Annotated in this window: 14 protein-coding genes and 1 other RNA gene; 10 read left to right on the top strand and 5 right to left on the bottom strand. The window is 60.7% G+C overall.

Features of this window, described 5'->3' with window-relative positions; translation table 11 throughout:
* Window positions 1-408, top strand: a 408-nt coding sequence (locus tag ACIQVE_RS19205) for a flagellar basal body-associated protein FliL (protein WP_402810995.1), incomplete at its 5' end; no start/stop codon positions are given.
* A 139-nt stretch (window positions 409-547) separates the two neighbouring features.
* Here ACIQVE_RS19205 and ACIQVE_RS19200 read toward each other — a convergent pair.
* The gene (locus ACIQVE_RS19200; protein WP_402810993.1) at window positions 548-1,000 is read right to left on the bottom strand and encodes an EVE domain-containing protein; all 453 of its coding nucleotides are present in this window, start codon (window positions 998-1,000) and stop codon (window positions 548-550) included.
* A 197-nt stretch (window positions 1,001-1,197) separates the two neighbouring features.
* Here ACIQVE_RS19200 and ACIQVE_RS19195 point away from each other — a divergent pair, with 197 nt between their 5' ends.
* Window positions 1,198-1,353: a hypothetical protein gene (locus ACIQVE_RS19195; protein ID WP_402810991.1), complete on the top strand. Its 156-nt coding sequence runs from the start codon at window positions 1,198-1,200 to the stop codon at window positions 1,351-1,353.
* A 35-nt stretch (window positions 1,354-1,388) separates the two neighbouring features.
* Here the strand turns inward: ACIQVE_RS19195 and ACIQVE_RS19190 are convergent, their stop codons facing one another.
* The 4 genes from ACIQVE_RS19190 to ACIQVE_RS19175 all read right to left on the bottom strand — a co-directional run bounded on the left by ACIQVE_RS19190 (window position 1,389) and on the right by ACIQVE_RS19175 (window position 2,806).
* Complete coding sequence (locus tag ACIQVE_RS19190; RefSeq protein ID WP_402810989.1) at window positions 1,389-1,994, bottom strand: 5-formyltetrahydrofolate cyclo-ligase; 606 nt, start codon at window positions 1,992-1,994, stop codon at window positions 1,389-1,391.
* Between the two features lie 79 nt (window positions 1,995-2,073).
* Window positions 2,074-2,252: non-coding RNA, 6S RNA (gene ssrS / locus ACIQVE_RS19185), on the bottom strand.
* A gap of 30 nt (window positions 2,253-2,282) precedes the next feature.
* Window positions 2,283-2,600 (bottom strand): cell division protein ZapA, encoded by a 318-nt coding sequence (locus ACIQVE_RS19180; RefSeq protein ID WP_402810987.1) that lies wholly within the window; start codon window positions 2,598-2,600, stop codon window positions 2,283-2,285.
* Window positions 2,597-2,806 (bottom strand): TIGR02449 family protein, encoded by a 210-nt coding sequence (locus ACIQVE_RS19175; RefSeq protein WP_016985919.1) that lies wholly within the window; start codon window positions 2,804-2,806, stop codon window positions 2,597-2,599. Before ACIQVE_RS19175 ends, ACIQVE_RS19180 begins: the two co-directional genes overlap by 4 nt.
* 118 nt (window positions 2,807-2,924) lie before the next feature.
* On the opposite strand from ACIQVE_RS19175, the gene ACIQVE_RS19170 reads away from it, so the two are divergent.
* The 8 genes from ACIQVE_RS19170 (at window position 2,925) to gcvT (ending at window position 12,089) form a co-directional block, all read left to right on the top strand.
* Window positions 2,925-3,485, top strand: a complete 561-nt coding sequence (locus tag ACIQVE_RS19170) for a YecA family protein (RefSeq protein WP_402810985.1) — start codon at window positions 2,925-2,927, stop codon at window positions 3,483-3,485.
* A 27-nt stretch (window positions 3,486-3,512) separates the two neighbouring features.
* Window positions 3,513-4,847, top strand: a complete 1,335-nt coding sequence (gene pepP / locus ACIQVE_RS19165; RefSeq protein ID WP_402810983.1) for a Xaa-Pro aminopeptidase — start codon at window positions 3,513-3,515, stop codon at window positions 4,845-4,847.
* Window positions 4,844-6,031, top strand: coding sequence for a 2-octaprenyl-6-methoxyphenyl hydroxylase (gene ubiH / locus ACIQVE_RS19160; RefSeq protein ID WP_402810981.1), 1,188 nt, complete (start codon window positions 4,844-4,846; stop codon window positions 6,029-6,031). The genes pepP and ubiH overlap by 4 nt, the downstream gene beginning before the upstream one ends.
* Window positions 6,024-6,509: a DUF4442 domain-containing protein gene (locus ACIQVE_RS19155; RefSeq protein WP_402810979.1), complete on the top strand. Its 486-nt coding sequence runs from the start codon at window positions 6,024-6,026 to the stop codon at window positions 6,507-6,509. The genes ubiH and ACIQVE_RS19155 overlap by 8 nt, the downstream gene beginning before the upstream one ends.
* Before the next feature lie 9 nt (window positions 6,510-6,518).
* Window positions 6,519-7,736, top strand: a complete 1,218-nt coding sequence (locus tag ACIQVE_RS19150; protein WP_402810999.1) for a 2-octaprenyl-3-methyl-6-methoxy-1,4-benzoquinol hydroxylase — start codon at window positions 6,519-6,521, stop codon at window positions 7,734-7,736.
* A 246-nt stretch (window positions 7,737-7,982) separates the two neighbouring features.
* A complete protein-coding gene (locus tag ACIQVE_RS19145) occupies window positions 7,983-8,987 on the top strand; it encodes an extracellular solute-binding protein (protein WP_042561659.1) in 1,005 nt (334 codons plus the stop codon).
* A 247-nt stretch (window positions 8,988-9,234) separates the two neighbouring features.
* Window positions 9,235-10,851 carry an ABC transporter permease gene (locus ACIQVE_RS19140; protein WP_402810976.1) on the top strand — a complete coding sequence of 539 codons (1,617 nt, stop codon included), beginning with the start codon at window positions 9,235-9,237 and terminating at the stop codon, window positions 10,849-10,851.
* 155 nt (window positions 10,852-11,006) lie between these two features.
* The gene (gene gcvT, locus ACIQVE_RS19135; RefSeq protein ID WP_402810974.1) at window positions 11,007-12,089 is read left to right on the top strand and encodes a glycine cleavage system aminomethyltransferase GcvT; all 1,083 of its coding nucleotides are present in this window, start codon (window positions 11,007-11,009) and stop codon (window positions 12,087-12,089) included.
* The last annotated feature ends 32 nt before the right edge of the window (window positions 12,090-12,121 follow it).

The following is a 12,121-nucleotide window of genomic DNA, read 5'->3' as shown; positions in this document are numbered from 1 at the left end:
GTGAAAGCGTGGATCATGTTGTTGCTGGCCCTGTCTCTGCCTGTGGCAGCGCTGGCCGAAGAAGCCAAAGAAGGCGAGGCGCCGAAGGTCAACTACATCACCCTGAGCCCACCATTCGTGGGCAACTACGGGCTCGATGGCACGATGAAACTGAAGGTCTTCAAGGCTGACGTGGCGTTGCGTGTGACCGGCGAAGAATCGACCAAACTGGTCAAGGCCAACGAGCCGCTGATTCGTAATCAGTTGGTGGCACTGTTCACCCAGCAGACCACCGAGGCGATGGGCAGCATCGAGGGCAAGGAAAAACTGCGTCAGGAAGCGTTGAAGCAAACGCAGCAAGTGATGAATGACGAGACCGGCAAGCCAGTGGTCGAGGATCTGTTGTTCAACAACCTGATCATTCAGTAAGACATCTGTTGTCCGGGCGGGCCCCATCGCGGGCAAGCCAGCTTCCACAGGGTTCTGCGGCGATCACATTGTTGTGTTTCACCGAAAATCCTGTGGGAGCTGGCTTGCCAGCGATTCATTATGGCAGGCGCAAAATGAATCAGGGCTTGAGCGCGATCACCGCCGCCCACTGCTCCGGCGTCACCGCCATCACGGACAGCCGCGAACCCTTCTGCACCAACGGCATTTCGTCCAGCGCGGTCTGCTGTTTCAGATAATCCAGCTTCAACACCCGCGCGAACGTCTCGACATGGGCGACATCGATCGCGCTCCAGGCGTTTTTCTCCGCCGTGGCCTTCGGATCGAAATAATGGCTTTCAGGATCCAGCGCCGTCGGGTCCGGGTACGCCGCTTCGATTATTTTTCCAATTCCGGCAATTCCCGGCTCCGGGCAGCTGGAATGGTAGAAAAAGAACTCATCGCCCACCGCCATCGCCCGCAGGAAGTTGCGCGCCTGATAGTTGCGAACCCCGTCCCAGCGCGCTTTGCCAAGTTTCTCCAGGCCTTTGATCGAGAGTTCGTCAGGTTCGGATTTCATCAGCCAATAGGCCATGGTTTTTGCTCCTGAAGCGTTCTTTGGGCAAGTTGTCGGGCAATTTTATGACAAACCGACAGTCGGTTGACGTCAGCGTTTGCGCGCAGGTTCTCGTTGTCGCAAAATGCCGGCCTTTAAAGCTTGACGCTGCTGCACGGCCTACGAATGGAAACCGCTGCTGTCATCGTGATGATGTGCCTTGAGGGGGGCAATCGATGAAACGCAAACCGGATTTGCTTTGGATTTTGGTTATTTTGTTTGGTTTGGGCGTTGTGACCACCGGTTACGCGCAAAGCCTGTGGGCCAACAAGGCCGACGCACCGATTGAAATCGCACAACAGGTTCAACAGTCGACAGCCTTCAAACGCTGAAACTGCCTCCCCGACGCCGCTGATCTACGCGGCGTCTAGCCTACGAAATACCACGCCTTGTCAGTGACCGTGCCTTGCAACGGTACATCCCAACTCGCCTGCGCCAATCGTTCGACCTTCTGACATTCATGGGCCAGACCCAACAGCGTCGGCTTGCGCCAGTTCTTGCGCCGCGCCAGATACGCCAGGCTGCGATCATAGAAACCGCCGCCCATCCCCAGACGTCCGCCGACGTCGTCAAAACCCACCAATGGCAGTAACACCAGATCCAGTGTCCAGATCTTGCGCTGGCGAGCCAGGTTGGCACGCGGCTCAAGAATGCGGAAGCGGTTGGGTTTGAGTTTTTCGCCCGGGCGGATGCGCTGGAACACCATTTTGGTTCGCGGCCAGGCACTGAGCACTGGAAGGTAAGTAGCCTTGCCCCGGCGTTGTGCTTCGCGCAGCAGCAGGCGTGGATCGATTTCACCGTCGGTGGGCAGGTACAGGGAAATGTGTTTTGCCCGGCGAAAATGCGGGTCTTGCGCCAGTTGTCGGAACAACCCCTTGGCGGCCTGACGTTGTTCAGCAGCAGTCAGTGCTCGGCGTGCCTTGCGCAGCAGGCGGCGGAGTTGCGGGCGGGGCAGCAGCGCGGGTTCGGTCATGGTTCGGCTTCGGCAGGTTGGACGAAAACGTACGCATAAAAAATCCGATGTCGGCATTCACCGACATCGGATTCGAATCAGGCTCCCCGGATGAACCGCTGTCAACTTAGCCCTTGAACCCGAAAGTTCAAGGTGGAAGATGCAGTAGACTTTAAGGCTTTCCGTCTGGCGGACATGCACACCAGCCCAACGTGCAACTTCCAGGGTAGTGCGAATCGGCTCAGGGACATCGTCAACTGGCAAGCACCCCAGGGAGTGCCGCGAGTATACCTCAAGCGGTCTGGCGAATCAGCCCTTGCTGCTGTCCTGATCGTCGGCCAGGACCAGATCGACACGATCGAGCAAGTCACGCACCTGTTCACGGGTCGAGCCGCTGGCCTGAACGTCCGGTCGCTCTTCTTTGTGCAAGAGGTCGTGAGTGATGTTCAGTGCTGCCATCACGGCGATGCGGTCGGCGCCGATGACTTTGCCGCTGCTGCGGATCTCGCGCATCTTGCCGTCCAGGTAGCGTGCGGCGCTCACCAGATTGCTGCGCTCTTCCTGCGGGCAAATGATCGAATATTCTTTATCGAGGATCTGCACGGTAACGCTATTGCTTGAACTCATGAGTCTTGCTCCAGGGCCTTGAGGCGCGAAATCATCGATTCGACCTTACGCCGGGCGATTTCGTTTTTTTCAATGAGGTGCGCGCGTTCCTCGCGCCAGGTTTTTTCCTGAGCTAGTAAGAGTGCATTTTGACTCTTTAGTTGCTCGACTCGGCCAATCAGCAGCTCGAGTCTGGCCATCAGCGCTTGCAGGTCGTTGTCTTCCATTGGTTTCACTGTCTGATGGGTTAGCTGGCGGACAGCCTTTAATAGTCTTGGCGAGTCTGTCGATGTAGGATACAAGGCCTCCATTCTAGACATAGCGCCGTCTGGCGCCTAGCTGCCCATGACCATTGCGAATTCCCCGTACCAAGCTTTTGCCACCCTGCTGACTTCCAGCGGCCACAACGTCTCGCCTGCCGAACTGCACGGCTTGCTGCTCGGGCGCAGTTGCGCCGGCGCCGGCTTCAATGCTGAAGAGTGGCTGATCGATGCCGCCGAGCTGCTCGAAAGCGAGCCACAGGACAACATCCGCAACGCCCTGATCGGCCTGCAAGAGATGGTCAAGGGCGAGCTGACCGGCGACGACGTTACCGTCGTCCTGCTACTGCCGACCGACGACGCGCCACTGACCGAGCGTGCTGCCGCGCTGGGCGAATGGTGCCAGGGCTTCCTCAGCGGTTTCGGCCTGAACTGCCGCGACAGCAGCATGCTCAGCACCGAAGCCACCGAAGTGCTGCAGGATCTGGCAGCCATCTCCCAGGTTCAAGATGCCCTGGAAGAATCCGAAGACGGCGAGACCGACTACATGGAAGTCATGGAGTACCTGCGCGTCGCGCCGCTGCTGCTGTTCACGGAAAGCAAAAAAGCCGACGTGCCGCCAGCCGCCAAGCCGTCGCTGCATTAATCGACTGCCAGGGAAAGCCATCCGCCCATGACCCATATCCCGAAAGCGGAATACAGCCGTCGCCGCAAGGCCCTGATGGCGCAGATGGAACCCAACAGCATCGCGATCCTGCCCGCCGCCGCAGTTGCCATCCGCAACCGCGACGTCGAGCACGTCTACCGTCAGGACAGCGATTTCCAGTACCTCAGCGGGTTTCCCGAGCCGCAAGCCGTCATCGTCCTGATGCCCGGGCGCGAGCATGGTGAATACGTGCTGTTCTGCCGTGAGCGCAACGCCGAACGCGAATTGTGGGACGGCTTGCGCGCCGGCCAGGAAGGCGCGATCCGCGACTTCGGTGCCGACGACGCATTCCCTATCACCGACATCGACGACATCCTGCCGGGCCTGATCGAAGGCCGCGACCGGGTGTACTCGGCGATGGGCAGCAACCCCGAATTTGACCGACACCTGATGGACTGGATCAACGTGATCCGCTCTAAAGCGCATCTCGGCGCCCAGCCCCCGAATGAGTTCGTTGCCCTGGATCATCTGCTCCACGACATGCGCCTGTATAAATCGGCGGCAGAAGTGAAGGTGATGCGCGAAGCCGCACGAATCTCGGCCCAAGCCCACATCCGCGCGATGCAGGCCAGCCGCGCCGGGCTGCACGAGTACAGCCTCGAAGCCGAGCTTGATTACGAGTTCCGCAAGGGCGGGGCGAAGATGCCGGCCTACGGCTCGATCGTGGCCGCCGGGCGCAATAGCTGCATCCTGCATTACCAGCAGAATGACGCGCTGCTCAAGGACGGTGATCTGGTGCTGATCGACGCTGGCTGCGAGATCGACTGCTATGCCAGCGACATCACTCGCACCTGGCCGGTCAACGGCAAGTTTTCGACCGAGCAGAAAGCGATCTACGAATTGGTGCTGGCCTCGCAGGAAGCCGCGTTTGCTGAAATCGCCCCGAACAAACACTGGAATCAGGCGCACGAAGCCACCGTTCGAGTCATCACCAGCGGGCTGGTGAAGCTGGGGCTGTTGCAGGGCGACGTCGACGAGTTAATCGCGACTGAGGCTTATAAAGCGTTTTACATGCACCGCGCCGGCCACTGGCTGGGCATGGATGTGCACGACGTCGGCGAGTACAAGGTCGGCGGCGAATGGCGCGTGCTGGAAGTCGGCATGGCGCTGACCGTGGAGCCGGGCATCTACATCGCCCCGGACAATCAGAACGTAGCGAAGAAATGGCGCGGCATTGGCGTGCGCATCGAGGATGACGTGGTAGTGACCAAGACCGGTTGTGAAATCCTGACGGGTGGCGTGCCGAAAACCGTCGCCGAGATCGAAGCGCTGATGGCGCAAGCACGGACACACGCGGCATGAGTCGCGTCAATCTGGCAATCATCGGTGGCGGTCTGGTCGGCGCCAGTCTGGCGTTGGCCTTGCAGGCCGGCGCCAAGGCGCGCGGCTGGAAGATCGTGCTGATCGAACCGTTCGCCCCCGGCGACAGTTGGCAGCCGAGCTACGATGCACGTTCCTCGGCGTTGTCCTTCGGCGCCCGACAAATCTATCAACGGCTGGGTGTGTGGCAGGAAATCTCCCGTCGCGCCGAGCCGATCAAACAGATTCATGTGTCAGACCGTGGTCGCTTCTCCACTGCGCGTTTGTCGGCGATGGAAGAGGGCGTGCCGGCGCTCGGTTACGTGGTGGAGAACGCCTGGCTCGGCCAGTGCCTGTGGCAGCACGTCGACAAGGATGTGATCAGCTGGCGTTGCCCGGCGGAAGTCACGGGCATGGAGCCGCTGCCCGATGGCTATCGCCTGACCCTCAATGATGAAACCGTCATTGAATGCGATCTAGCGGTGCTTGCCGATGGCGGCCGTTCCGGCTTGCGTGAGCAGTTGGGCATCAACGTGCGCCAGCGTCCGTACAACCAGAGTGCGCTGATCGCCAACATTACCCCGAGTGAATCGCACAACGGCATGGCGTTCGAGCGCTTCACCGACGAAGGCCCGATGGCCTTGCTGCCGCTGCCGGAAAACCGTTGCGCATTGGTCTGGACCCGTCTGGGCATGGACGCGCAACGCCTGGCCGATTTGAGCGAGCGCGACTTCCTCAGCGAATTGCAGGGCGTGTTCGGTTACCGCCTCGGCACGTTGAAACAGGTCGGCGCACGGCATCTGTATCCGCTGTCGCTGGTCGAAGCCGAAGAGCAGGTGCGTTCGCATCTGGCCGTACTTGGCAACGCCGCGCACAGTTTGCATCCGATTGCCGGGCAGGGTTTCAACCTGTCGCTGCGCGATGCCGATGCCTTGGCCGCGGCACTGCTGGCCAGCGATAAGCCGCTGGGCGCCTTCGCCACGTTGCAGGCTTACCGCGAGCGGCAGCGTCTCGATCAAGACCTCACTGTGGGGTTCTCCGATCAGGTCACGCGGCTGTTCGGCAGCACGCAGCCGCTGGTGTCGCTGGGCCGCAACATCGGCCTGCTTGGGCTTGATCTGCTGCCGCCGGCCAAGCGCTGGTTCGCCCGCCAGGCCATGGGTTTAGGAACGCGTCCGGATGCGTAACTGGCTGATCCGCTCGTTCGGCAAGGCGCGGCTGATGCGCTGGGTGATGACGTTTTACCCGCCGTATCTCGGCGCCGGCGTTCGGGTGCGGCACATCAGTGACGACTTCCGCGATGTTCAAGTGTCGATGGGGTTGGGCTGGTACAACCGCAACTATGTCGGCACGCAGTTTGGCGGCAGTCTGTATTCGATGGTCGATCCGTTCTTCATGCTGATGCTGATGGAAAACCTCGGCTCGCGGTACATCGTCTGGGACAAGGCCGCCGACATCGATTTCATCGCGCCGGGCAAAGGCCCGGTGTTCGCCCGGTTCAGCATCGACGACACCTTGCTTGATGAGGTCCGTCGGCAGACCGCCAATGGCGAAAAGTACCTGCCGCAGTTGCAGGTCGATATTCATGACGGCGCCGGCAACCTTGTCGCGCGGGTCGGTAAAACCCTTTACGTGCGGCTCAAGCCGCAAGCGAGACAGGCTTAAAGCATGGAAATGCGCGCAGATCTGCTGATTGTCGGAGCCGGAATGGTCGGCAGCGCCCTGGCGCTGGCGTTGCAGGACAGTGGCCTGGAAGTGCTGCTGCTCGACGGCAGCCCGCTGAGCGTCAAACCGTTCGATGCCCAAGCGCCATTCGAGCCTCGCGTGAGTGCGTTGTCGGCGGCCAGCCAGCGGATTCTCGAACGCCTTGGCGTGTGGGACGGCATCGCCAATCGGCGCAGCAGTCCGTACACCGACATGCACGTCTGGGACGGCAGCGGCACCGGGCAGATTCACTTCTCGGCGAGCAGCGTGCACGCCGATGTACTCGGCCATATCGTCGAAAATCGTGTGGTGCAGGATGCTTTGCTCGACCGGTTGCACGATTGCGATTTGGGCATGCTGGCCAACGCACGGCTGGAACAGATGCGCCGCTCCGGCGATGACTGGTTGCTGACCCTGGCCGATGGTCGCCAGTTGCGCGCGCCGTTGGTGATCGCGGCGGACGGCGCCAATTCGGCGGTGCGCCGCCTGACCGGTGTCGCGACGCGCGAGTGGGATTATCTGCATCACGCGATCGTCACCAGTGTACGCAGCAGCAAGCCGCATCAAATGACGGCGTGGCAACGCTTCACCGATCACGGGCCGTTGGCGTTTCTGCCGCTGGAGCGCGATGGTCAGCAGGACTGGTGCTCGATTGTCTGGTCAACCACACCGAGCGAAGCCGAGCGTTTGATGGCGCTGGATGAGGCGGCATTCTGCCGTGAGCTGGAGCGGGCGTTTGAAGGTCGCCTCGGCGAAGTCCTCAGTGCCGATCCGCGGCTGTGCGTGCCACTGCGTCAGCGGCATGCCAAGCGTTACGTGGCTGAAGGCCTGGCGCTGATCGGCGATGCTGCGCACACCATTCACCCGCTGGCGGGGCAGGGCGTGAACCTGGGTTTCCTCGATGCGGCGGTGCTGGCCGAAGTGCTGTTGCAGGCTAAAGAGCGTGGTGAGCGGTTGGCGGACGTGAAAGTGCTGAGCCGTTACGAGCGTCGGCGCATGCCGCATAACCTGGCGTTGATGGCGGCGATGGAAGGCTTCGAGCGCTTGTTCCAGGCCGATCCGCTGCCGGTGCGTTGGTTGCGTAATGCCGGGTTGAAACTGGTTGAGCAGATGCCTGAGGCGAAAGCGTTGTTTGTGCGCGAAGCCCTTGGGTTGACTGGCGACCTCCCAGCCCTCGCCAAACTCTGACATGTTCATTGGGGCTGATGGCCTCTTCGCGAGCAAGCTCGCTCCCACAGTGATCGGTGTGAAATATCGATTGTATGTACACCCGAAACCCTGTGGGAGCGGGCTTGCCCGCGAAGGCGTCCGCACATTCACCACAAATTTCCTGCTATGCAACATCTGGTAACTCCTTGCCCAAGTGATCGATTGAGAAGGTAAATGTGAGTCCTTATCATTTGGCCCACATTTCCCGACCGAGAGACCACTCCCATGTTGGCACCCAAGCGTCTTCTGACCGCACTGGCCTTGACCCTGATCGGCAGCACCACTGCCCAGGCCGCCGACGAGGTGGTGGTCTACTCCTCGCGCATCGATGAACTGATCAAACCGGTGTTTGATGCCTACACCGCCAAAACCGGGGTGAAGATCAAGTTCATCACCGACAAGGAAGCGCCGCTGATGCAGCGCATCAAGGCCGAAGGCGAAAACGCCACCGCCGACCTGCTGCTGACCGTCGATGCCGGCAACCTCTGGCAGGCCGAGCAGATGGGAATCCTGCAACCGTTCACCTCGAAAACCATCGACGCCAATATCCCGCAGCAATACCGGGCTTCCAGCCACGCCTGGACTGGCCTGAGCCTGCGCGCACGGACCATCGCCTATTCCACCCAGCGGGTTAAGCCGGGCGAACTGACCACCTACGAAGCGCTGGCCGACAAGAACTGGGAAGGTCGTCTGTGTCTGCGCACGGCGAAGAAGGTCTACAACCAGTCGCTGACCGCGACCATGATCGAAGTGCATGGCGCCGAGAAGACCGAGAAGATCCTCAAAGGCTGGGTCAATAACCTGTCCACCGACGTGTTCTCCGATGATGTTGCAGTGCTCGAAGCGATCAACGCCGGGCAGTGCGATGTCGGCATCGTCAACACCTACTACTACGGTCGCCTGCACAAGCAGAAGCCGGAACTGCCGGTGAAACTGTTCTGGCCGAATCAGGCGGATCGCGGTGTGCACGTCAACCTGTCGGGTATCGGCCTGACCAAACATGCACCTCACCCGGAAGCCGCCAAGGCACTGGTCGAGTGGATGACCACGCCTGAGGCGCAGAAAATCTTCGCCGACGTGAACCAGGAATTCCCGGCCAACCCTGCCGTTGCACCTTCGGAAGAAGTGGCCGCATGGGGCAAGTTCATTGCCGACACCTTGCCAGTGGAAGTGGCGGGCAAGCGCCAGGCTGAGGCGATTCGGATGATGGATCGGGCGGGTTGGAACTGAGTCTTTTCTGATTGCTTTGTTTGCTTCAAGATCCAGCCCCTCACCCCAGCCCTCTCCCCAAGGGAGAGGGAGCCGATTTGCGTTGGTTTTCAAATCCTGAGTTCGACTCGATATCTCAGGTCGGCGTAATTCCCATAAACTACACGGTCAGTTCCCTCTCCCTCTGGGAGAGGGCTAGGGTGAGGGCAACAATCCTGACCTGAAACACAAAGCTCAAGAACACCCCAATCCCTCCAGAGTCCCAAAAGTGGCCCACCCCGCCCAACGCCGCTGGTATCCCATCGTCTTCGCCATTGCCGCGCTGGTGCTGTTGCCCCTGAGCGTTCTGCTGCTGTCATGGCAGACCATCGATCAACAGATCTGGTCGCACCTGTGGGAAACCCAGATGCCGCGCCTGCTGGGCAACACGCTGACGTTGGTACTCGGCGTCGGTTTCGGTGTGACGCTGCTCGGTGTGAGCCTCGCCTGGCTCACCAGCCTCTGTGAATTCCCCGGCCGCCGTTGGCTCGATTGGGCGTTGATGCTGCCCTTCGCCATCCCGGCCTATGTGCTCGCCTTCGTTTTCGTTGGCCTGCTCGACTTCGCCGGGCCGGTACAAACCCTGCTGCGTGAATGGTTCGGTTCTGGCCTTCGGCTGCCGCGCGTTCGCTCCACCGGCGGGGTGATTCTGGTCTTGGTGCTGGTGTTCTACCCCTACGTTTACCTGTTGGCGCGTACTGCGTTTCTCGCTCAGGGCAAAGGCCTGATGGAAGCCGCGCGCGTGCTTGGCCAATCACCCTGGCAAGCCTTCTGGCGCGTAGCGTTGCCGATGGCGCGTCCGGCGATTGGCGCAGGTGTAGCGCTGGCGTTGATGGAGACGCTTGCAGATTTCGGCGCGGTCTCGGTGTTCAACTTCGACACCTTCACCACGGCGATCTACAAGACCTGGTACGGCTTTTTCAGCCTGTCCAGTGCGGCGCAACTGGCCAGCCTGTTGTTGCTGGTGGTGATGTTGGTGCTCTACGGCGAGCGTCGTGCACGCGGCGCGAACCGGGCGAGCAACGAGCGGCCTCGGATCAAGGCGCTGTATCACCTACGCGGGTTCAAGGCCTTCGCGGCGATGAGTTGGTGCGCACTGGTCTTCGCTTGCGCGTTTGTGATTCCGGTTTTGCAATTGGTTGTGTGGTTCTGGCAGCGTGGGCGTTTCGATCTCGATGAGCGCTACGCCGGGCTGATCCTTCACACCCTCTATTTGGGTGGCATGGCGGCATTGATCACCGTCAGCGTTGCGTTGCTGCTGGCGTTTGCCCGACGGTTGGCGCCGACTCGGGCGATCCGTTCCGGAGTAAGTCTGGCCAACCTCGGTTACGCCCTGCCGGGCTCGGTGTTGGCAGTGTCCATCATGCTTGCCTTCAGTTATCTGGATCGAGAACTGGTGATCCCGCTGTCCAGCTGGTTCGGTGGTGCGGGCAAACCGTTGCTGCTTGGCAGTTTGGCGGCGTTGCTGATGGCGTATCTGGTGCGGTTTATTGCCGTCGCTTACGGCCCGCTGGAAAGCAGTCTGGCGCGTATACGGCCATCTTTGCCGGAAGCGGCACGTAGCCTGGGTGTCAGTGGGCCGCGACTGTTTTTCAAAGTGTATCTGCCGCTGTTGCTGCCCGGCACCTTGAGCGCAGCGTTGCTGGTGTTCGTCGACGTGCTCAAGGAAATGCCCGCAACCCTGCTGATGCGCCCGTTTGGCTGGGACACGCTGGCCGTGCGGATCTTTGAAATGACCAGCGAAGGCGAATGGGCGAGGGCGTCGTTGCCGGCGCTGACCCTGGTTCTGGTCGGACTATTGCCGGTCATTGGTCTGATCCGCCGCTCGGCGCACCGAAACACTTAGTCGTCAGTCCTGAATCATGCGGCTACAATGCGCGGCATTCGGTGCGGTTCGTCTGATAGACCCGTTCGCTGGAATCGGCTGGAAGCCCTCTATTTCAAGGCTTTCACCCGTGCAGCGGCAGTCCGCACCCTCGCCACGCCCGGAAGGAGAAACCCATGGGACAGCGTACGCCTCTGTATGACCTGCACCTCGCGCTCGGCGCGAAGATGGTCGATTTTGGCGGTTGGGACATGCCGCTGCATTACGGCTCGCAGGTCGAGGAGCACCACGAAGTGCGCCGCGATTGCGGGGTGTTCGATGTTTCCCACATGACCGTAATCGATGTCACCGGCACCCAGGCCAAGGCCTGGCTCCAGCATTTGCTGGCCAATGACGTCGATCGCCTGCACCGCCCCGGCCGTGCGTTGTACAGCACCATGCTCAACGAGCGTGGTGGCATCGTCGATGACATGATCGTCTACCGTCTCGAAGATGGTTATCGTCTGGTGTTCAACGCTTCCACCCGCGATCAGGACCTGGCCTGGATGCAGGCGCAGCTCGGCAGTTTCGCCGTGCAACTGCATGAGCGCTCCGAGTTGGCGATGCTGGCCATTCAAGGCCCGCAGGCCCGGCACAAGATTGCCGAGCTGGTGACCCAGTCCCGTGCCATGCTGATCCAGCACCTCAAACCCTTCGAAGGCGAGACCGACGGCGACTGGTTCATTGCCCGCACCGGTTATACCGGTGAAGACGGTCTGGAAATCGTATTGCCGGCCAATCAGGCCCCGGGTTTCTTCAACGATCTGGTGGGTGCCGGCATTTCCCCGATCGGCCTCGGTGCCCGCGACACGTTGCGCGTTGAGGCCGGGATGAACCTCTACGGTCAGGACATTCATCAAGACGTTTCGCCGCTGGCATCCAACATGGCCTGGAGCATCGCCTGGGAACCGGTCTCACGTCAGTTCATCGGTCGTGCTGCGCTGGAGGCGGAACAAGCCGCTGGCGTTGCGCACAAACTGGTCGGTCTGGTGCTTGAGGAACGCGGTGTTTTGCGTGCTCATCAGGTGGTTCGTATCGCCGATGTTGGCGAAGGGGAGATCACCAGTGGTAGTTTCTCTCCTACGCTAAGCAAATCGATTGCCCTGGCGCGTGTTCCGATGGCGACTGCCGACCGCGCCGAAGTGGAAATCCGTGGCAAGTGGTACCCGGTACGAGTGGTCAAACCGACCTTCGTACGCCATGGCAAAACTTTGATCTAACCTTTTCCGGCGGGCACCACCGCTGACAATTT

This window comes from Pseudomonas sp. NPDC098747 (genome assembly GCF_044760045.1).
Classification (GTDB): Bacteria; Pseudomonadota; Gammaproteobacteria; order Pseudomonadales; family Pseudomonadaceae; genus Aquipseudomonas.
This window is presented reverse-complemented; position numbering and strand designations above follow the sequence as displayed.

Excerpts from the sequence above, each read along its gene's own strand:
- ubiH (WP_402810981.1), top strand. The coding sequence starts at position 4,844 with ATGAGTCGCGTCAATCTGGCAATCATCGGTGGCGGTCTGGTCGGCGCC.
- ACIQVE_RS19190 (WP_402810989.1), bottom strand. The coding sequence starts at position 1,994 with ATGACCGAACCCGCGCTGCTGCCCCGCCCGCAACTCCGCCGCCTGCTG.
- ACIQVE_RS19155 (WP_402810979.1), top strand. The coding sequence starts at position 6,024 with ATGCGTAACTGGCTGATCCGCTCGTTCGGCAAGGCGCGGCTGATGCGC.
- pepP (WP_402810983.1), top strand. The coding sequence starts at position 3,513 with ATGACCCATATCCCGAAAGCGGAATACAGCCGTCGCCGCAAGGCCCTG.
- ACIQVE_RS19145 (WP_042561659.1), top strand. The coding sequence starts at position 7,983 with ATGTTGGCACCCAAGCGTCTTCTGACCGCACTGGCCTTGACCCTGATC.
- gcvT (WP_402810974.1), top strand. The coding sequence starts at position 11,007 with ATGGGACAGCGTACGCCTCTGTATGACCTGCACCTCGCGCTCGGCGCG.
- ACIQVE_RS19180 (WP_402810987.1), bottom strand. The coding sequence starts at position 2,600 with ATGAGTTCAAGCAATAGCGTTACCGTGCAGATCCTCGATAAAGAATAT.
- ACIQVE_RS19170 (WP_402810985.1), top strand. The coding sequence starts at position 2,925 with ATGACCATTGCGAATTCCCCGTACCAAGCTTTTGCCACCCTGCTGACT.
- ACIQVE_RS19195 (WP_402810991.1), top strand. The coding sequence starts at position 1,198 with ATGAAACGCAAACCGGATTTGCTTTGGATTTTGGTTATTTTGTTTGGT.
- ACIQVE_RS19150 (WP_402810999.1), top strand. The coding sequence starts at position 6,519 with ATGCGCGCAGATCTGCTGATTGTCGGAGCCGGAATGGTCGGCAGCGCC.
- ACIQVE_RS19175 (WP_016985919.1), bottom strand. The coding sequence starts at position 2,806 with ATGGAAGACAACGACCTGCAAGCGCTGATGGCCAGACTCGAGCTGCTG.
- ACIQVE_RS19200 (WP_402810993.1), bottom strand. The coding sequence starts at position 1,000 with ATGGCCTATTGGCTGATGAAATCCGAACCTGACGAACTCTCGATCAAA.